General features: G+C 63.5%; 16 protein-coding genes. 12 read left to right on the plus strand and 4 right to left on the minus strand.

The features are described from left to right. Positions 1-51 precede the first annotated feature (51 nt). On the plus strand, positions 52-2508 hold the full coding sequence (locus tag AC07RZ_RS09335; protein WP_494667747.1) for a phosphocholine-specific phospholipase C: 2457 nt from the start codon (positions 52-54) through the stop codon (positions 2506-2508). Here AC07RZ_RS09335 and AC07RZ_RS09340 read toward each other — a convergent pair whose 3' ends face one another. The 3 genes from AC07RZ_RS09340 to AC07RZ_RS09350 all read right to left on the minus strand — a co-directional run bounded on the left by AC07RZ_RS09340 (position 2509) and on the right by AC07RZ_RS09350 (position 6258). Then, on the minus strand, positions 2509-4206 hold the full coding sequence (locus AC07RZ_RS09340; protein WP_494667748.1) for a YadA family autotransporter adhesin: 1698 nt from the start codon (positions 4204-4206) through the stop codon (positions 2509-2511). It lies immediately after the preceding gene. Between the two features lie 94 nt (positions 4207-4300). Continuing rightward, positions 4301-5980, minus strand: coding sequence for a PA domain-containing protein (locus AC07RZ_RS09345; protein ID WP_494667749.1), 1680 nt, complete (start codon positions 5978-5980; stop codon positions 4301-4303). Further along, a complete protein-coding gene (locus tag AC07RZ_RS09350; protein WP_494667750.1) occupies positions 5980-6258 on the minus strand; it encodes a hypothetical protein in 279 nt (92 codons plus the stop codon). The genes AC07RZ_RS09345 and AC07RZ_RS09350 overlap by 1 nt, the downstream gene beginning before the upstream one ends. 243 nt (positions 6259-6501) lie before the next feature. Here AC07RZ_RS09350 and AC07RZ_RS09355 point away from each other — a divergent pair, with 243 nt between their 5' ends. Then, positions 6502-7134, plus strand: coding sequence for an ABC transporter ATP-binding protein (locus AC07RZ_RS09355; RefSeq protein ID WP_494667751.1), 633 nt, complete (start codon positions 6502-6504; stop codon positions 7132-7134). Positions 7135-7144: 10 nt separating this feature from the next. Here AC07RZ_RS09355 and AC07RZ_RS09360 read toward each other — a convergent pair whose 3' ends face one another. Continuing rightward, positions 7145-8851, minus strand: a complete 1707-nt coding sequence (locus tag AC07RZ_RS09360) for a GMC family oxidoreductase (protein WP_494667752.1) — start codon at positions 8849-8851, stop codon at positions 7145-7147. A gap of 270 nt (positions 8852-9121) precedes the next feature. Here AC07RZ_RS09360 and AC07RZ_RS09365 point away from each other — a divergent pair, with 270 nt between their 5' ends. The 10 genes from AC07RZ_RS09365 to AC07RZ_RS09410 all read left to right on the plus strand — a co-directional run bounded on the left by AC07RZ_RS09365 (position 9122) and on the right by AC07RZ_RS09410 (position 19066). Next, on the plus strand, positions 9122-9829 hold the full coding sequence (locus AC07RZ_RS09365; RefSeq protein WP_494667753.1) for an SDR family oxidoreductase: 708 nt from the start codon (positions 9122-9124) through the stop codon (positions 9827-9829). A gap of 177 nt (positions 9830-10006) precedes the next feature. Next, positions 10007-11086 (plus strand): Rieske 2Fe-2S domain-containing protein, encoded by a 1080-nt coding sequence (locus tag AC07RZ_RS09370; protein WP_494667754.1) that lies wholly within the window; start codon positions 10007-10009, stop codon positions 11084-11086. 302 nt (positions 11087-11388) lie between these two features. Continuing rightward, positions 11389-13266: a fatty acyl-AMP ligase gene (locus tag AC07RZ_RS09375; RefSeq protein ID WP_494667755.1), complete on the plus strand. Its 1878-nt coding sequence runs from the start codon at positions 11389-11391 to the stop codon at positions 13264-13266. A gap of 3 nt (positions 13267-13269) precedes the next feature. Continuing rightward, positions 13270-14217, plus strand: a complete 948-nt coding sequence (locus tag AC07RZ_RS09380) for an acyl-CoA desaturase (RefSeq protein ID WP_494667756.1) — start codon at positions 13270-13272, stop codon at positions 14215-14217. 15 nt (positions 14218-14232) lie between these two features. Continuing rightward, entirely contained in the window at positions 14233-15207 is a 975-nt protein-coding gene (locus AC07RZ_RS09385) for an acyl-CoA desaturase (protein ID WP_494667757.1), read from the plus strand. Between the two features lie 52 nt (positions 15208-15259). Beyond that, positions 15260-15592, plus strand: coding sequence for a phosphopantetheine-binding protein (locus tag AC07RZ_RS09390; protein WP_144740858.1), 333 nt, complete (start codon positions 15260-15262; stop codon positions 15590-15592). Positions 15593-15606: 14 nt separating this feature from the next. After that, positions 15607-16707, plus strand: a complete 1101-nt coding sequence (locus AC07RZ_RS09395; RefSeq protein ID WP_144740855.1) for a fatty acid desaturase — start codon at positions 15607-15609, stop codon at positions 16705-16707. Positions 16708-16750: 43 nt separating this feature from the next. Then, positions 16751-17695, plus strand: a complete 945-nt coding sequence (locus AC07RZ_RS09400) for an alpha/beta fold hydrolase (protein ID WP_494667758.1) — start codon at positions 16751-16753, stop codon at positions 17693-17695. Then, positions 17688-17873: a rubredoxin gene (locus AC07RZ_RS09405; RefSeq protein ID WP_494667759.1), complete on the plus strand. Its 186-nt coding sequence runs from the start codon at positions 17688-17690 to the stop codon at positions 17871-17873. Before AC07RZ_RS09400 ends, AC07RZ_RS09405 begins: the two co-directional genes overlap by 8 nt. 170 nt (positions 17874-18043) lie before the next feature. Further along, on the plus strand, positions 18044-19066 hold the full coding sequence (locus AC07RZ_RS09410) for a Rieske 2Fe-2S domain-containing protein (RefSeq protein ID WP_494667760.1): 1023 nt from the start codon (positions 18044-18046) through the stop codon (positions 19064-19066). The last annotated feature ends 23 nt before the right edge of the window (positions 19067-19089 follow it).

Here is a 19089-nt window from a genome sequence, read left to right on the forward strand (position 1 = left end):
CCAAGGCGATGCGCTCAAATCAATCCTGGTGTTCAGACCAACTGAGGGACGATGATGGATTCAAGAGCGAGACGTAATTTCCTGCGCGCCGCAGCCGCAGCCGGCGCCACCTTCGCGCTTCCCGACGCCATCCAGAAAGCGCTGGCCGTGCCCGCCAACAACCGCACCGGCACGATTGCAGACGTCGAGCATGTCGTCATCTTCATGCAGGAAAACCGCTCGTTCGACCATTACTTCGGCATGCTGGCCGGCGTGCGCGGCTACGGCGATCCGCGCGCCATTTCCCTGCCCGGCGGCAAGCCGGTCTGGTACCAGCCAACGCCGGCAGGCGCTTCCTACGTGCTGCCCTATCATTTCGACGCGCAAGGCACCAACGCCACCAAGGTCGGCCTGAACCACAGCTGGAAAGGATCCGAAAACACCTGGAAGAACTGGGACGCCTGGATCGCCAAGAAGGGCGCCAAGACCATGGGCTACTTCGACCGCGGCGACCTGCCTTTCTACTATGCGCTGGCTGACGCTTTCACCATCTGCGACGCCTACCACTGTTCGATCTTCGGGCCGACCGATCCGAACCGCTTTTACGCCTTGTCCGGCACCGCCGGCGACAACATCACCGGGCTGAACCAGGGCAGCCTCTACAACGCCAGCCCGATCTACAACGGCGATATCAACAACGACGACATCAGCCCCGCAACCATCGCCGGCGCACCGAACTGGAAGACTTATGCAGAGGTGCTGGAAGCCAACAACGTCAGCTGGAAGGCTTACCAGGAATTCGATAACTACGGCGACAACTACCTGGCCTATTTCAAGCAGTTCCGCGTCGAAAGCGACGGCAGCAGGTTAAAACCGACCTCGCCCCTGTATCTCAAGGGACGGGCCTTGATCCCTGGTTCGACCGCAGGCAACACCGCCGGCACCAAGGGCGACCTGCTGGTCCAGGCATTCAAGCGCGACATCGACGGCGCCGACGGCAAGACCGCCTTGCCGCAGGTATCGTGGATCTTCGCTCCGTATGAATACTGCGAACATCCCGAAGCCTCGCCCAATGCCGGCGAGGATCTCTCATCGCGCCTGCTGGATGCGCTCGCCAGCAATCCCGAAGTCTGGTCGAAAACGGTTTTCCTGATCAACTACGACGAGAACGACGGCTTTTTCGATCACGTGCCGTCCAACATCCCGCCGCTGAGTGCCGACAAAGGCCTGACCACGCTAGCCGATCCGACCAAAGGCGAACTCTACGGCCAGGAGTCGAAAGGCTTGGGGCCGCGCGTGCCGATGATGGTGATTTCGCCGTGGAGCAAAGGCGGGCGCGTCTGTTCCCAGCTGTTCGACCACACCTCGGTGCTGCGCTTCCTTGAGGAGTGGCTGGCGGCAGGCAAGGGCCTCGACAGGGAAAAAGTCAGTTGCGCGAATATCTCGCCATGGCGCCGCGCAGTGTGCGGCGACCTGACGTCCGCCTTCGATTTCAAGAATCCCAACAAGGCATGGCCGCAGATCACGCCGGCGCCGCCTTACCACGAAGTGAATTCGCCGGTAGATGCGATGCCGCCGGCACAACAAACGCTGCCGCAGCAGGAAACCGGCCTCAGGCCGCGTCCGGCTTGCCCGCTGCCGTACCAGCTTTGCGTCGACGGCAAGATCGCGGCATCCTCGGGACACCGGGAACTGACGCTGAAGTTCGGCAACACCGGCCGCAGCGGCGCGGCCTTCATCGCCTACTCGAACCTGCGCACCGACGGGCCGTGGCATTACGCAGTCGAAGCGGGCAAGAGCCTGCCTGAAGCCAGTATCGGCAACTGGACGAGCAATGGCTACGAACTGCGCGTGCACGGACCAAACGGATTCTTCAGGGAAATGCGCGGCAGCTTCTTGAACGCAAACAACGGCTCGCCCGAGGTGCGCGCCCATGACGACTTTTTCCGCGCCGCGCTGGTGCTGACGCTGTCCAACCAGGCAGGGTCCAAACCCTGCACCTTCACCGTCACGCACAACTCAGGTCCGTTCGCCAAGGTGCCGGGACGCTATACAGTGGCAGCCGGACAGGCGCTGAGCATACCGATGCCGGTGTGGGCCGCCAAGGGCTGGTACGACTTCAGCGTGAAAGCCGATGCCGACGCCAGCTTCTGGCGCCGGCTGGCAGGCCACGTGGAAAGCCCCTGGCCGGCATGGACCGATCCGCAGATCGGCGTCGTGGCGCCGTCAAGATTGTCGACATCGACGCCGGTCGTGCGCCAGGGCGGCACAATCGTCTTCGACTACAGCACGCCGATCCAGAAACTGAACAGCCGCAACTGGATCGGCATATTCCCGTTAAGCAGCGCGGCGCCCGACCAGGCAGGCTACAGAACCTACAGCGTGTACCAATACGCATCCTCGCTCAGCGGCCAGGTCACCCTGGATATCCGCAAGCTTGCGCCCGGCTCGTACAAAGCCTGGTTCCTTGCCAACGACGCTTATGCGGAACAACTGGCCGGGCCGGTTGTTTTCACCGTGGTCGCCTGATCACCAGGAGAAGCTGCCGCTGCCCTGGATCGCCATCTTGCCGCCGTTGGCGGCGCTGGCGCCCACCGCCAGCTGCGTATGCTGCGAAACGCTGGAAGCAAAAGCCACCCCCAGCGCGCCGTAGCCGCCATAGCTGGCGGTGCCGACCGCGATGCCGCTGCTGTCGCCGCGCGCCATATACACATGCGGGATGGCCATCGCTTGCGCCGTGGCGCGCGCAGCGTAACTCTTGCTCTGGTTCAGCGTATCCTGCGCCGCAGCCTTCATCTGGTTGAGGTTGACGGCATCGGTGCCTTCGGTGCCTGCTGCGACATTGCTGACCTGGCGCTCGCCGCCGGCATAACCGACCGACACCGTATTCGCCCGCGCCGCAACCGAACCTTGTCCCAAGGCTACCGAATTGGCAGCGGAAGCCACCGCATTGGCGCCCAGCGCAACCGAATTGTTGCCGCTGGCGATCGCATTGTTGCCGACCGCCGTGGCCGGATCCGCAATCGCCTTGGCGCCGGCGCCGATCGCCACCGAGCCGGCAAAACTGGCGGTAGCGCCGGCGCCGACGGCAACCGTGTTGTCGCTATCGGCGCTGGCGTTGTTGCCTTGGGCGACAGCATTGGCGCCCTTGGCGCTGACGCCGTTGCCGCAGGCAATGCCGCCGCCGGCGCCGACACGGCAAGCGCCGCTGTTGAACAAGGACACCAGCGCCTTCTGCATGTCGGTCAGCTGGCCGACGTTGGCCGCATCGGTAGCCGCGGTGCCGGCAGCGACGTTATTGATCACCGTACCGTTGCCGCCGTTGGCATTCAACACCAGGGCGGTGCCGCCGCTGTTGTATTGGGGCGGGTTGCCGGCAGCGCCGTTGCTGCCGGCGGCGCCCGTATTGCCGGAACCGACTGCCTGCTCCAGCTTGGTCGCCCGATTGTCGATCACGCCCACTTGCGTATTGAGCGTGGTGAACGAAGAACGCATGCCGGTCATCCAGACATCGACGGCGGAGAAGGCGTCACCGACCTTGGAGGAAGCCACGCCCTGGATCACATAAGACGGCGCCACCAGCCCGCCGGCAGCGTTGATGGAGGCATTGCCGCCCAGCGCCGACACCACGGCGCGGTATTGTCCAAGGTTGGTGGCGTCGGTATCGGCAGTGCCCGCCGCCAGGTTGGTGATCTGGCGCTGGAACGGCCCGGTGACGACACCGCTGCTGTCCGATACGCTTTGCGCGCTGCCCACCGAAACGGTATTGGCGCGGTCGGCCACCGAATTGGCGCCAAGCGCCACGCTGTTGTCGCTGTTGGTCCGGCTCAGCCGGCCCAGCGCGGTGCTGTTCTTGCCATTGACCAGCGCCGACTCTCCTAGCGCCGTGCCGTTGACGTCAAACACATTGGCGTTCGCTCCCAGCGCCGTGCTGCCGGTCTCGCCGGCAAAACTGTTGGCGCCGAAAGCCGACGCGTTGGCCTTGGCGGCCGCCGCATAAGCGCCCACAGCGGTAGTGTTGCCGTCGCTGGCCAGGGCGCCTGTGCCCAAGGCCGTCGCCTGGGCGCCCGAGGCCACGCTGCTGCTGCCGGCAGCCACGGCATCGGCGCCCGTGGCCTTGGCGTCATCGGTGCCGTCGTTCAAGCCCTTGGCCTGAAAGTATGCAGGCACAGCCTGTGCGCCGGCCTCTACCGGTAGCCAGCCCAGCGCAGCAATGCACACGCTCATTTGCAACAGCGCAAAACCAGGTACGCCGTCTCTTCCACATTTGCGGTTATTCATCATCGGAAATTCCCAAGGCTAGAGTAAAGGAAGGCAGGAGTCAGTGCCAGGCTGCGAACTGCGCGTCGGCCTTGCTGCCGACCAGGCACATCTTCAGGCTCTGCGCCTGCGCCGGCTTGAACAGCTTGGCTTCCAGCCGCGATTGCACGTAGCGGCCGGTACAGTCGCGATAGTCGCCGACGGTGGCCGAGGTCTTGGCGCACAGCTTGAGGTTGGTCAAGGCGTTGGCGCCCGGGATCAGGCCGCCCGGGGAGGAGATCGGCACACTGGTGGCGCAATCGAGCAGGCTCAACGGACCGCGGTTGACGCTCCAGCCGATATCCATGAACAGCGCCGGCGTCAGGTCGAGGTCGGCCTGGGCGATCACGGTGGCGCTGGCGCTAGGCGCCATCAAGGCGGTAGGCACCGTCAACTGGTCGAAATGCGAGATGGTCGATCCCGGCAAGAATCCCGGCGGCGCATAGAGCTTGACGCGCCGTACAGCCTGGCCGTTGGCATCCACGCCATCCGCCAGCACGGCAGCCAGGTGGCGGTCCGCATAGGGCCCGATGCCCGCCGCAGCCAGTCCTTGCAGGTTGGCCTTGAGCTGGTTGCCCAGTGCTTGCGTCACCAGCACAGTCGGGATGGTGATCTGCGCCGCCACGTTGGCGTCGCCGGCGGCCATCGGCGCCAGCGCGTCAGGCTTGTTGCTGGCGATGACCACCGCCACCGCGCCGGCCTGCTGGGCATTGAGCGTCTTCTGCGAGAAATTGCAGACGCCGCGGTCGATCAGGGCGATGCGGCCGGCGAGCGCCGCGCCGTTGGTGACCGGCAGGCAGCCGTCGGTATGGATGACGTTGCCGGCATCGGTATAGGTGGCTTGCACCAGGTTGCCGGTAAACGCCGCGCTGCTGGCGGGCGAACCGAAATCCGCGGTGGCGAACGGGTTATAACCTGCGGCCGCGGCCGGCGCCGAGATGTGCAGGGCGATTTCCGGCTGCAGCTTGATCGGCACTTCCGTCGTCACCTGCGGCCCGGTCCACACCAGGTTGTCGCTGATGCGGGCGGCGGCGCGCTGGGCGTCGCTCATCGCATTCCAGTCGAGGCCGCCGGCGCTGCGCATGTAGCGGTTGTAGATCCGGCTCGGGTCTGCCGCGGCGCGCACGGTGGAATTGTCGCCGGTAAAACCCAGCCCGTGGCCGATTTCGTGGGTGACCACATCGAGGAAATTGGTCTGTCCCTTGGGCGTGCGTCCATCCAGCCCGTAATACCAGCCCTGGCCGGCGCCGCCGACATCGATGTCGGTGGTGAACTGCGACTGGATATCGTCTTTGCCCGGGTTGTTCTGGGCGCCGCGCAAGGCATTGGCCAGCGCGGCGTTGTACCAGGTATTGGCCAGCGGAGCATTGGCGAAATCGCGATAGCTGCTGATCGGACCGGCCTGGCCCAGGATATTGTTGCCGGCGGCATTCTGGCCGAGCGAAGCGAACGACGCTTGCACTCGCACCGGCACTGCGCTGTTGAGCAGCGCGCCGTACATTTCGAGCGCAAACTGATAGACCAGGCGCCGCTGTTCGCCCAGGGTCTTCCCGGGATTGCCGCCCACCGGCGACGCCGCGGTAAGGTCATTCAGACCCGCCCCGGGCGCATCCTGGTTAACCAGGACAAAATCGGCGGCGTGCGCCGCCGGCAAACCAGCAAGGAGGACGACAAGCCCGGCACTGCAAGCGAGGTTTCTCATCAGCGCACCTCGTTCTTCTTCTGAGGCGCTACCGTGTCGTTGGAGTGCTGCACCACGACACGGCCGTCCGCTCCTTTCACCGCGACCAGCGGCGAAGGCGCGGTTTCCACCATCTCGACGCCGTCGCCAGGGCGCCTGGCCTGGTTCTGGGCTCCCGGGCCTGCCTTGGGAGCATTGGCCGGGACGGCCGGCTGGTCTGCCGCCGCTGCGGATGCTGCTGCGAAAGCCAGCGACAAGACGAACAAACCGCTACATGTGTACCTGGTATGCATATTCATTGCCGAGATTCCTTTATGAGGCCTTGCTTGTTCCTGCGGGAACGGTAGGTGATACCGGTTCTTACGGATGGATCTCGTACCAAACCGCGCATCACGGCGACGAGACTCTTTCTCTGATTCTCATCAGGGTTGCCCAGCGAAACAAAAAAAAGGGCCATGGACCGGCAAATTATTTATACACAAATGCTTTCCTCTACAATCGCGGTACCAACAGCCCAGCATGGAAACCGGAAAACCACACCGATGAAACAACCCTCCACAGTCATCCTCCAGGCCGCCGGCCTGACTTTCCACTATCCCGAACGGGAATTGTTCAGCGATTGGTCGGCCGGCATTCCCGCCGGCGTGACGCTGGTGCGCGGCGGCGATGGGCGGGGCAAGAGCAGCCTGCTGCGCTTGCTGGCCGGGGCGCTGCCGGCCCAGGCCGGCAACTTGTTTATCGATGGGGTATCCCTGGCCGGACAGCCGGAGCACTACCGGCGGCAGGTATTCTGGATGGATCCGCGTTCTGAAGAATTCGACCAGATGACGGCGCGCGAATATTTTGCATCGCTGCACGCGGCTTATCCCGGGTTTGACGATACGCAGCTGCCCGGCCTGTCTGAAGGCTTGTCGCTGACGCCGCACCTGGACAAGAAGCTGTTCATGCTGTCCACCGGCAGCAAACGGAAAGTCTGGCTGGCGGCGGCGTTTGCCGCCGGCGCCCGGCTCAACCTGCTGGACGATCCGTTTGCCGGGCTGGACAAGGCCTCCATCAATTTTGTCGTCAAGACGCTCAACCAGGCGGCAGCCGATCCGGCGCAAGCCTGGGTGATTGCGCTTTACGAGGCGCCGGAGGGAGTGCCGCTGGCAGCGTTGATAGATTTAGGGGATTGAAAACAAATCCCTAAACCTGGGGCGCCATGCCCAGTTGTTCGGCGGCAAGCTCCGCCAGCATCATGGTTGCTACGTGGGTGTTGACCGCCGTGACCTCCGGGATCACCGAAGCGTCGACCACCATCAGCCGCTCGACGCCCCATACCCTGAAACGCGCGTCAACCACGCTGTTGCCGGGATTGCTGCCGGCCGAACAGGTGCTGACATAGTGGAAACCGGCGCCGCCGTTTTGCGCGATGAACGCCAGTTTCTCGCTGCGCGTATTCAGCGCCGACGGGGTGTTCAGTCCCGCCGAGAACGATTTAAGGGCGCGGCTGTTGCCGATGTCGATGGCGCGTTCCAGGCCGAGGATCATGTTGTCCTGGTCGACCCGTTCCTGCAGGTAGCGCGGATCGATGCGCAACGCCTTGCGCGGATCGGCGCTGACCAGCTTGGCGGCGCCCCGGCTGCGCGGTTTGGCCAGGAAGGGCGCAATGCTGAAGCCGGCGCCAACCGGCAAGGCATTGGTCAGGAACGGGCTCTGCAGGCACATTACCTGGACATCCGGCGCCCACAGGCGCGACCGGTTGCTGAAGTAGGCGAACGCGGAAGCGCCGTTCGAGACCGGCGGCGGCAAGACAGCCTGCGACTTGAACAGGATGTTCAGCAGCAGGATATGGTCTTGCAGATTTTTCCCGACATGGGGCATCTCATGCAGCAGCGGGATGCCAAGCGGCGCAAGCTGGTCGGCGCAGCCGAGTCCCGACAGCATCAGCAATTTCGGCGATTCGAAAGCACCTGCGCAGAGGATGGTTTGCCGCGCGGCGGTAATGGTCTTCGGGACGCCGTCAACGACGATGCTGATGCCGCGGCATCTGTCTCCCTGCAGCTCCAGCCTGGTCACCAGCGTATCTGACAGCACTGTCAGGTTCGGACGCGTCAGCGCCGGCACCAGGTAGGCTTGCGCCGGCCCCGAGCGGCGGCCGTCCGCAGTCGCGTTGACTTCCGCGACGCCGATGCCGTCCAGCAAACCGCCCGCATTCAGTTCGATTTCGCCCAGGCCGAATTCACTTCCGGCGGCAAGGTAAGCCGGCGTCAGCGGATGCTGCGGCGCATAGCGGCCGAAGGTGATCGGGCCGGTGCCGGCCGGCGAACGCAAGGGTCGCGCGCTCGGCAGCGGCGTCGCCAGCCGCAGGTAGGCGCGGTGCAGCGCCGGCAGGTTCCATTCCGGGCCGACTTGTTCCGCCCAGTGCAGGTAATCGCGGACATCGCCGCGCAGCCAGATCATGGCGTTGATGCTGCCGGATCCGCCCCAGATTTTTCCTCCTGACGCCGCCTGCCGGCGATTGCCCAGGCCCGGCTCCGGAATGCTGGTGCGTCCCCAGTCGGTGTCGCTGAACAGGTTCTGCTGCCACAGCTGGGCCTGCGCAATCTTCGGCTGGCCGATGTCGGCGCCGCCTGCCTCGACCAGCAGCACCGAGGCGCCGCTGGCCGAAATGCGGTTGGCCAGTATGCATCCCGAGGATCCCGCGCCGACGATAATATAGTCATATTCGTCGCGCAGCGCCGCACGCTGGGCGGCCTGGTTGCGATTGGCGGCCTCGGCGTGCATCGCCAGCAAACCGGCCGAACTTGCGCTGACGCCCAGCGCAAGCAAACGCGCAAGAAAATCGCGGCGGCCGATCCTGCCGCTGAGCGCTGCGCGTTCCAGCGCGTCGATTTTCGATCCTGTGCTCATGTCGTGATCCATTGAATCTCCCGTTGATGCCAAACCGGCAGGAAACTATAGGTATTAAGCGCAGCTGTGTATGTTGCGCGGGCGGCCAATTTTATTGCTGGCGGAGACAATCGGCACCCTGCAAGACCTACGTAACGCGATTGTCCCGGCCAGCAATAAAATTGGCCGCCCGCGCAACATACATGGATCGCCTAAGTACCTATAGTCACTCCGAAGGTTTGACTGACCGTACAACCTCGCCAGTCAGTGACCACACAAAGGAGCAATGAATTGAATATCAAAGGTTCTGTAGTTTTTGTGACCGGCGCCAATCGCGGCCTCGGCCTGGCGTTCGTGCACGGCTTGCTGGCCGCCGGCGCCAGGAAGGTGTATGCCGGCGCGCGCGATCCGGCAACGATTTCAATACCGGGCGTGCAGACCGTCAAGCTCGACATCACCAATCCGGACGACGTACTGGCTGCGGCGACCATCGCCGCGGACACCAATATACTCATCAACAACGCAGGCATCCTGGCGCCCGGCGCCTTCCTCGGCGAGAACGGCGCCGCAGCCAGCCGCCGGCAGCTGGAAACCAATTTCTTCGGCACCCTGGCCATGGCCCAGGCATTCGCGCCGGTCCTGCACGAGAACGGCGGCGGCGCCATGGTCAATGTGCTGTCGGTGCTGAGCTGGCTCAACCTGCCGCCGATCGGATCCTATTGCGCCTCGAAGGCCGCCGCATGGGCGCTGACCAACGGCCTGCGCAACGAGTTGCGGGGCAACCGCACGCTGGTGGTCGCCGTGCATGCGGCTTATATCGACACCGACATGGCCAAGCACGTCGAAGGCCCTAAGACCAAACCGGAAGAAGTGGTCCGGCAAACGCTGGAAGCCATCGAGTTCGGCCGTGAAGAAGTCCTGAGCGACGACATCACGAAAAAAGTAAAACTGGAATTGAACGCCGAACTTCCCGTCTACGTACGGGAATGGGGTAAATAAAACCACCGCAAGCTCTCTCAACCAAAGCCTCGCATTCACAACACCGAGGCTGTTGCGAAACCAGCCCGCCGCCGTTTTCCTGCCGGCCGTACTGCACTTGCCGTACGGCCCGGGCCGGCTCGCCTGCGCACCTGGTTTCGCAGCTGCCGCGCCACAAAACAACTTGGAAAGCGCACTATGCTGATTCGAAATTCCTGGTATGTCGCCGCACTGTCGTCTGAAATCAAGACCGAATTGTTCGCCCGCAAAATCCTGAACGAAAACATCGTCATGTACCGCACCTCGGACGGTACGCTGGCGGTGCTCGAGGACCGCTGCCCGCACCGCCAGGTGCCGCTGTCGAAAGGCCGGCTCCAGGGCGACACGCTGGTCTGCTGGTATCACGGCCTGCAGTTCGACGCCAAGGGCAAATGCATCCACATCCCGAGCCAGCAGCTGATTCCCCAGCGCGCCTGCGTCAAGACGTATCCGGCCGCCGAAAAATACGGCTTCGTGTGGCTGTGGATGGGCGAACCCGCGCTCTGCGACGAGGCGCTGATTCCCGATCACTCGGTATGCAGCTCGGCGCAGTTCGCCGGCGAAATGTGCTACACCCACGTGCTGACGGATTACCGCCTGGCGATCGACAACCTGCTCGACCTGACCCACATCAATTACGTGCATACGGAAACCATCAGTTCGATAGCGGTGGCCGAGACGCCGCCCGCTATCACCGTGAGCGAGCGCGAAGTGCGTGTGAGCCGGGTGCTGCGCAAGGAAAAAAATTCACCGCTGCTCAAGAAAATGATGGGACTCGACTATATCGACCGTACCCAGGAAGTGATTTTCTGGCCGGTCGGGAACACGCGGGTCGAAACCACCGCACGCGCGCCCGGCGAAGCGGACGGTCCCGCGCTGCGCCTGTTCACTACGTCGATTTTCACGCCGGAAACGGTCGACAGCAGCCATATCTGGGTCGGCATGCATCGCGACTTTGCGCTCGACAACCAGCCGCTGACGCAGATGATCCTGCAAGAGGTGGTCAAGACCGTGCTCGAAGACAAGGACGTCACCGAACACCTGCAGCAGAACTGGAAGCAGAGCGCGCCCATCGTCCACCTCGCGGTCGACCAGGCGGCCGCGGCTGCGCGCCGCATGCTGGCCGACCTGCGGCAGCAGGAGGCGGGCGTGCGCGAGCGGGGCATCGTTGAATTCGACCTGCGCAACGCCACGCCCATAGACAGCAGGATGGGTGAAGCCGGCGTCGAAGTCGTCTAGCGGTTGCGGCAGGGCGGGCTTGCCGGGTATCGACAGTTCGTTCGGTAAACCGGCGTCGATATGGCAAGGAGCGCATGGCCCCGCTCCGCGCCATATGAATAATGCGCAGATCGATATACGTGCGGCAGTGCGCTGCAGCAAATTGTCTCGCGCAGCAATCAAATTGGCCGCCGCCGCAACAGACACGGCACAACGTAATCCATATAGTCGTCTCGTAGATCGAGCGGCCGTGTGCAACGGCGCAACGCCGGCCTGCCCTCGCCGCGCAGCGTTTCCCCGGCAATCAAATAACGGAGTATCGAATGACATCCAGCTTGAGCAAGAGCGAAGCGGCATTGTTGGTTCAGGAACTGGCCGCGCAGGATATCGACATGGACGCGATCCTGCGCCGGCGCGCCGCGGCAACGCCGGACGAGGTCGCTCTGCGTTTCCTGAAAAACGGCGAGGACGAGATCGCCGAATTGACCTATCGTCAACTCGACTTGCGCGCCGCCGGCCTGTCCCGCCAGCTCCAACAGCAGCTGGCGCCGGGCGCCCGGGTGCTGCTGGTGCTGGAGCCGGGCCTGAACTACATCACGGCGCTGTTCGCCATTTTCAAGGCCGGCGCCACCGCGGTGCCGTCGTTTCCGCCGGTCGGAACCCGCGCCGTCTCGCGCTTCGCCAGCATCTGCAACGACTGCAATGCGCAGCTGGTGATCGCCGAAGGCAGCTTGCAGGCCTCGGTCGACCGCCTCAATGCTTCGCTCTCGGCCGAGGGAAATGTTCCTGAATGGCTGTTTGTCGGCAGCGATTTTTTCGAGACGCAGGACACGCAGCAAATACCTGCGCAGGCGGATGACGCTGCGCGCAGCGGCGAACAGTTCCCGGCGCTGCTGCAATACACTTCCGGCTCCACCGGCAATCCCAAGGGCGTGATCCTGTCCGCCGCCAACCTGATCAGCAACAGCCGCGTGCTCGACATCCGGCTGGGGTCGGCGGAAAAACATATCGGCTTTACCTGGCTGCCGCCCTATCACGACATGGGCCTGATGGGCGCGCTGCTGCTGTCTATCTACAGCGGATTCACGCTGGTGGTGATGACTCCGGCGCATTTCGTGCAGCGCCCGCTGCGCTGGCTGAAAGGCTTGTCGACGCACCAGGTCACCACCTCGGTGGCGCCCAATTTCGCACTCGACCTCTGCGTCGATACGATTACCGATGAAGAAATCGCCGAACTCGACCTGAGCAGGCTGAAGATGCTGTTTTGCGGCGCCGAACCGGTGCGGCAAGCCACGCTTGACCGCTTCACGGAAAAATTCAAGGCGGCCGGCTTTTCCAGCGCGGCGTTTGTACCGTGTTACGGCCTGGCTGAAGCCACTCTGTTCATTTCAGGCAAATCGGACCGCGACGCCACGCCCAGGACGCTGCTGCTGGACCAGGAATCGCTGGCCGGCGGCCTGGCCCGCCCGGCCAGCGCAGATGCGCCCGCCGCCGCGGTCATCAGCTGCGGCACGGTGGCCAGCGGCCACGTCATGGCGGTGGTCGATCCCGATACCCGGCAACAATTGCCGCCAGGCGCGGTAGGCGAACTCTGGTTCAAGGGCGCCAGCGTGGCGCAAGGTTACCTGAACCAGGCCGAGGCCAGCGCCGAAGTATTCAATGCCTTCATCGCCGGCGACCCGCAGGACGGCCCCTACCTGCGCACCGGCGATCTCGGCTTCGTGCTCGATGACGAGCTGTATATCACCGGCCGCATCAAGGACGTCATCATTTTCGCCGGCCGCAATCTCTATCCGCAGGACATCGAAGCCGCCGCCCAGGCCAGCCACCCGGCGATCCGCACCAACGGCGTGGCGGCATTCTCCGTGACCCGGGACGACGCGGAACAGCTGGTGGTGGTGGCCGAGATCCTGCGTTCAGCCAAGCTCAGCGGCGAAGACCTGGAAAACGTCGAAGACGCGATTGCCGCCGCCATCACCCGCAGCCACGGTCTGGCGCCGCACACCGTACACCTGGCGCCGGTATCGACGATTCCGTTGACCACCAGCGGCAAGGTGCGCCGCAGCGCCTGCCGCGACGCCTTCAATGCCGGCGCGCTGGCGTATGCCAAGGCCCGCCCCGCGCCATCGGCAGTAGCAGTAGCAGCAGCAGCGGTAGCCGGAACCGAAACCGACAGCACCACACTTTTCCAACAGGGGTAAGCAGTGACCAATACCAAAACTCCGGCGGCCACCGTGCCTGGCGAGAAAGTGCAAGCGCTCAGGGACGGCGATACCAAGGCGCGCAGGCTGGCTTACCTGACGGTGCTGACGCCCGCCGCCGGTTTTGTCGGCGCGCTCTGGTATTCGATCCAGTTCGGCTTCAGGCAGCAAGACATGGTGCTGCTCGGCGTCATGTATTTCCTGACTTCGTTCGGCGTCGAGGGCGGATTGCACCGCTTCTTTTCGCATCGCGCTTTCAAGGCCGGACCGGTGGTGACCGCGGCCATCGGCATCCTCGGCTGCATGGCGGCGCAAGGCCCGATCCTGTTCTGGGCGGCGACGCACCGCATGCACCACGTCTTCACCGACCAGGACGGCGACCCGCATTCGCCGCGGGTGCTGTCGCCCGGCCTGCGCGGGCGCATCAAGGCGTTGTGGCACGGCCATGTGGGCTGGCTGTTTACCGTCAAGCGCAGCAACTGGAGCACCTACGTGCCGGACCTGTTCGGCAGCAAGCTGGTGCTGTTCGTCAACCAGCACTACCTGATCTGGGTGTTCCTCGGCCTGGCGATACCGACCGCGGCCGGCGCTGCGCTGAGCGGCATCGAAGGCGCGGTGGGCGGCCTGCTGTGGGGCGGCCTGGCCCGCATCTTCCTGCTGGACCAGGTCACCTGGGCGGTCAACTCGATCGGCCATACCTTCGGCAAGCGGCCTAACCAGACCAGGGACACCAGCGGCAACATCGGCTGGCTGGCGCTGGTGTCCGCCGGCGGCGGCTGGCACAACAACCACCACGCCAATCCGGCGCTGGCGCACAACGATTTCCATTTCTGGCAGATCGACACCACGGCCTGGGTGATCCGCTTCCTGGGCCTGGTCGGCCTGGCATGGGATATCCGGCAACGCCAGAGCGCCGATCCGCTGGACCAGAAACTTTTCAATAACGATTAACGTCGGGAAAACGCCATGACTACGCAAACCAATGTCTTACCTCCCAAGCCGGCGAGCGCCGCCGGTCCTGCACTGAGGCCGGGCGTCGCACCGCTCACCGGCACCGGCGCCACCATCAAGCAGGTCACCGCGCTGGTGGTCATGCTGGTGCCGCTGGCCGGCTTCGCGGTGGCGCTGCAGCGCGCGCTGGAAGGGCGCATGTCGACCATCGACGTGGTGCTGTTCGGCGTCTTCTATTTCCTCCACATGGGCGGCATCACGATGGGTTTCCATCGCTACCTGGCGCACAAGACATTCAGCACCTCGCCCTTTTTCGAGGGACTGCTGCTGATCAGCGGCTCGATGGCGGCGCAGGGGCCGATCATGTTCTGGGTCACCACCCACCGCCGCCACCACACCTACAGCGACCAGCACGGCGATCCGCATTCGCCCAACCTGCACGGCCCGGGGCTGCTCGGCCGCCTGCGCGGCATCTGGTACGCGCACATGCCGTGGATGCTGGCCAGGGACGTGTCGGGCTGGAATTTCTTTGCGCCGGATATCCTCGCCAACCGCAAGCTGTTCTTCTATCACCGCACCTACGGCCTCTGGATCATGCTCGGCCTGGCGCTGCCGGCGGCCATCGGCGGCGCGGTCGGCGGCACCTGGGATGCGGCGTTCAGCGGTTTCCTGTTCGGCGGGCTGGCGCGGATTTTCCTGGCCAACCAGGCTGCCTGGTGCGTCGGCTCGGTGTGCCACATGATCGGCGGCAAACCGTTCAAGACCGACGACAACAGCGCCAACAACTGGACCGTCGCCATCCTCACCTTCGGCGAAGGCTTGCAGAACAACCACCATGCATTCCCGGGATCGTACCGGCACGGCGTGAAATGGTGGGAGCCGGACCTGAGCGGCTGGCTGCTGGCCGGGCTGGGAAAAATCGGCGTGGTCTGGAACCTGCGCTCGCCTGACGAAAAAGCGATTGAAAAGATGCGGATGCGCGCCCGCTGAACGCTGCAAAACCCAAACACATATCTGATTCACATTCATCCCAGGAGAAACCATGTCTCAAGAAAACAAGTCGGGCGGCCTGTTCGGCTTCTTCCGCAAAGGCGGAGAGGAAGTCCAAAGCAATGAGCCGTTAAGCGAAGAAGTGATCCGCCAGTGGCTGGTCAAGCGGCTGGCCAAGCAGGTGAAGGTCGACCCGAGCGCGATCGACACCGCCAAGAAGTTCGAGCTGTACGGCCTCGATTCGATTGTCGCGGTGCGGGTTTCGGGCGACCTGGAAAAACTGGTCGAGCAGCGCCTGTCGCCGGCGCTGCTGTTCGAACACCCAAGCATCGACGAGCTGAGCGCTCACCTGGCCACCGAACTCGGGCTCAACGCCATCGCATAATCTGGGAGAAATCAATGCCGTCCGCAACTAGTTACCCTTCATCGCCGGGACCCGAATTCGAGGCGTTCCTGGACAAGAGCAAGACCCTGGAAGGCGCCCGCCTGGCCGAAGCGATCCCTAAATCGTATTTCGAACCGCAAGCCTGGCGCGGCCTGGCCGGCTTCTTCATCAGCTATGCGCTGTATATCGGCGCCATTGTCGGCGTCGCCTATGCGCCGCACTGGGGCTTCTATATCCCCCTGTACATCGTCGCCGGGCTGGGCGGATGGGGCCTGCATTGCATCGCGCACGACTGCGGGCACAATTCGTTCTCGCGCAACAAGAAGCTCAACATCGCCATCGGCCACCTGTCGCTGCTGCCGCTGCTGTATCCGTTCTATTCATGGAAGCATGTGCATAACCTGCATCACTTCCACACCAACAACCTTGAGCTCGATACCGACTGGCGGCCGATCCCGCGCGACATGTACAAACGCATGTCGTTCGGCCAGCGCTTCGTCTACATGGGCACCCGGACCTGGCTGTTCTGGGCCGGCACCATCAATTACTGGATCGTGTCGGGCTTTCGTCCAGGATTTTTCCCGAAGAAGGACATGCGCAGCGATGTCAAACGTTCGATCGCTTTCGTCGTGCTGGCGTCGATTGTGTATTTTTCCGCGCTCATCTACTTTACCGGCATCGCAGGCTTCTTCCTGCTGTTCTTTGCGCCGTGGATCGCGATCCATACCTGGTTCAGCGTGACCACGCTGATGCACCACACCTCGGCCGACATCCCGTTCCTGACCTCGGAACACTGGACGCCGAACGCTAGCCGCATGCTGGTCACCACCGACTACCGCTATCCGAAATGGCTGCTGTTCCTGACCCACAACATCTCTATCCATACCGCCCACCATGTGGCGCCGGTGGTGCCGTTCTATAACCTGCAGAAAGCGCAGACGGCGTTGAAGCAGGCTTATCCGGGCATGATCAGGGAAAAGAATTTCAGCTTCGGCGACTTGCTGTGGGTCATAAAGAACTGCCATTTCTACGATCTCGATTCGGGTTATTACAAGGATTCGGCGGAACAGCGTGCCGTGGTCAACGGCGGCGCCACCTCGGTTCCGAATACCTGATCCTTCATCAACCCTCGCCGGGCCAACCGCAGGATCTGACGATATGACTGACATCACTTCACCATCGCCGCCGCTGTCGCAACAGCCGGCGGCAGCGCCGGCCCTCGGCATCGGCGCCAGCCTGGCAAAGGCGGGCTACCAGCTGGGCGGCATGCTGGCGCCCGGACTGGCCGGACGGATTGCGGCCGACGCCTTCGGCCGTTCGCGCTCGAAAGGCGGCCGCACCTTGTTCAGGATGCCGCTGGGCGCGCAAACCTTCGAGATCGCCGGCAATGAAGACGTACGCCACGGCTATCTCTGGAAAAACCAGGGGCCTACCGTGCTGCTGGTGCACGGCTGGGGCTCCGACAGCAGCAGCATGATCGGCTTCGTCAAGCCGCTGCTGGCGCTCGGGTTCCAGGTGGCGTCGTTCGATGCGCCGGCGCATGGCGAATCGGCCGGCAACAAGACCACCATGACGCGCTTTGTCAAAGCGGTCGGCGCGGCCATCAAGTCGCTCGACAACGTGCAGATCGTGGTCGGCCACTCGCTCGGCTCGATTGCCTCGGTGGCCGCCATCGCCCACGCCAGCCCAAGGCATGCGGAAGCCGTCAAGCGCATGGTGCTGATCGCCGCCCCGGTGTCGCTTGCCACCGTGCTGGAACGCTGGTCGAGCAACCAGCGCCAGCAGCTGCCGCCGGCCGTGATCGGCAAGATCTACGACCGCCTGCACGTGCAGAACGGCGTCCCGGTCAGCCACTGGGATATCAGCGTGCTGGGCGCGGCCATGGATGTGCCGGTGCTGGTGGTGCACGACGAGCATGATCCGGTGGTGCCGCTGACCGAGGCCCAGAGGCTGATGCGCAGCCTGAAAAACGTCCGCCTGGAACAGACCTCCGGCCTTGGGCATAGCCGGATACTGTCGGCCGCCCCGGTCAAGGAACTGATCACTCGCTTCATCAGCGAATCCCATCTGACCTCAACTAGCCTGGAACCTAGCAATGACTGAAACAGAAACTGAATTCAAGACACTGATGTGCCTGGTGTGCGGCTGGATCTATTCGGAAAAGGATGGCGCTCCCAGCGAGGGCTTGGCGCCGGGCACCCGCTGGGACGACATCCCGGACACCTGGAGCTGCCCTGAGTGCGGCGTCAAGAAAGAGGATTTCACCATGGTGGAATTTTAAGCTGCGGCAATTGCATCAATAGCACCAGTTGCACCAATAGCGTTGCCACAACCGCATGGGAACCTATCAACTTTGACAGGATGTCGGAATCCTGCGGCGGCGGTAAGATTTCCGGACGCCGCCAGTCAGCTTGCAGGTTGTCATCGATACCACTAGAAATGGAAAACACTATGTTTATTCATAATGCATGGTACGTCGCGGCGCTGGCGTCCGACATCAAGGCCGAGCTGTTCCCGCGCACCGTATTGAACAAGCACGTCGTGATGTACCGCACCTCCGACGGCAAACTGGCGGCTCTGGAAGACCGCTGCTCGCACCGGCATGTGCCGTTGTCCAAGGGCTGCCTGGTCGGCGACCAGGTGCAGTGCGCCTACCACGGCATCCGCTTCAATGCGGGCGGCACCTGCGTCCACATACCCAGCCAGAAAATCATCCCCCAGCGCGCCAGCGTCAAGTCTTTTCCCCTGGTGGAAAAATACGGCTTCGCATGGATCTGGATGGGCGACCGCGACCTGTGCGACGAAGCGCTGATCCCGGACCATTCCGTCTGCACCTCGCCACGCCACGCCGGCGAGATGTTCTACGCCCACGCCAATACCGACTACCGTCTCGGCATCGACAATTTCCTCGATCCATCGCATGTGTCCTTCGTGCACCTGAGCACCGTGATGTCGCAAGCGGTCACCGAAGCCTCGCCGGAGATCATGGTGACGCCAAGCGAAGTGCGCGTACGCCGCATCCTGCGCATGGAGAAGAGTTCGCCGCTGCTCAAGAAAATGATGAACCTCGAGCATATCGACCGCATCCAGGATGCGATCTTCTTCCCGGTCGGGAACACCAGGATAGACACCACCGCGCATCCGCCGGGCCAGCCGGAAGGCATGAACATGCGCATCTCGACGCTGGGCATCTTTACCCCGGAAACCGAGACCACCTGCCATCTCTGGGCCGGCCTCTACCGCGATTTCGGCATCGATAGCCAGCCGCTGTCGGACGCCATCGCCAAGGAACTGCGCACCACCATCGCGGAAGACGTGTATATCTGCCAGCAGGCGCAGGCAAACTGGGACAACGACGCTGTGTTCATCCACCTGGCGGTGGACCAGGCATCGATCGCCGCGCGCCAGATCCTCGACGTGCTGCTGCAAAAGGAAACCCAGGTGCTGCCGCCCACCCTGGTGAAATCGGCGTGACCGCGCCGGCGCCATGCAACAGC

The sequence above is a fragment of the Collimonas sp. GW821-FHT07E08 genome, from assembly GCF_059418905.1.

Coding starts and splice junctions, on each gene's coding strand:
- AC07RZ_RS09360 (WP_494667752.1), bottom strand. CDS start 8,851: ATGAGCACAGGATCGAAAATCGACGCGCTGGAACGCGCAGCGCTCAGC.
- AC07RZ_RS09340 (WP_494667748.1), bottom strand. CDS start 4,206: ATGAGCGTGTGCATTGCTGCGCTGGGCTGGCTACCGGTAGAGGCCGGC.
- AC07RZ_RS09370 (WP_494667754.1), top strand. CDS start 10,007: ATGCTGATTCGAAATTCCTGGTATGTCGCCGCACTGTCGTCTGAAATC.
- AC07RZ_RS09405 (WP_494667759.1), top strand. CDS start 17,688: ATGACTGAAACAGAAACTGAATTCAAGACACTGATGTGCCTGGTGTGC.
- AC07RZ_RS09350 (WP_494667750.1), bottom strand. CDS start 6,258: ATGAATATGCATACCAGGTACACATGTAGCGGTTTGTTCGTCTTGTCG.
- AC07RZ_RS09410 (WP_494667760.1), top strand. CDS start 18,044: ATGTTTATTCATAATGCATGGTACGTCGCGGCGCTGGCGTCCGACATC.
- AC07RZ_RS09355 (WP_494667751.1), top strand. CDS start 6,502: ATGAAACAACCCTCCACAGTCATCCTCCAGGCCGCCGGCCTGACTTTC.
- AC07RZ_RS09375 (WP_494667755.1), top strand. CDS start 11,389: ATGACATCCAGCTTGAGCAAGAGCGAAGCGGCATTGTTGGTTCAGGAA.
- AC07RZ_RS09390 (WP_144740858.1), top strand. CDS start 15,260: ATGTCTCAAGAAAACAAGTCGGGCGGCCTGTTCGGCTTCTTCCGCAAA.
- AC07RZ_RS09335 (WP_494667747.1), top strand. CDS start 52: ATGATGGATTCAAGAGCGAGACGTAATTTCCTGCGCGCCGCAGCCGCA.
- AC07RZ_RS09345 (WP_494667749.1), bottom strand. CDS start 5,980: ATGAGAAACCTCGCTTGCAGTGCCGGGCTTGTCGTCCTCCTTGCTGGT.
- AC07RZ_RS09395 (WP_144740855.1), top strand. CDS start 15,607: ATGCCGTCCGCAACTAGTTACCCTTCATCGCCGGGACCCGAATTCGAG.
- AC07RZ_RS09400 (WP_494667758.1), top strand. CDS start 16,751: ATGACTGACATCACTTCACCATCGCCGCCGCTGTCGCAACAGCCGGCG.
- AC07RZ_RS09385 (WP_494667757.1), top strand. CDS start 14,233: ATGACTACGCAAACCAATGTCTTACCTCCCAAGCCGGCGAGCGCCGCC.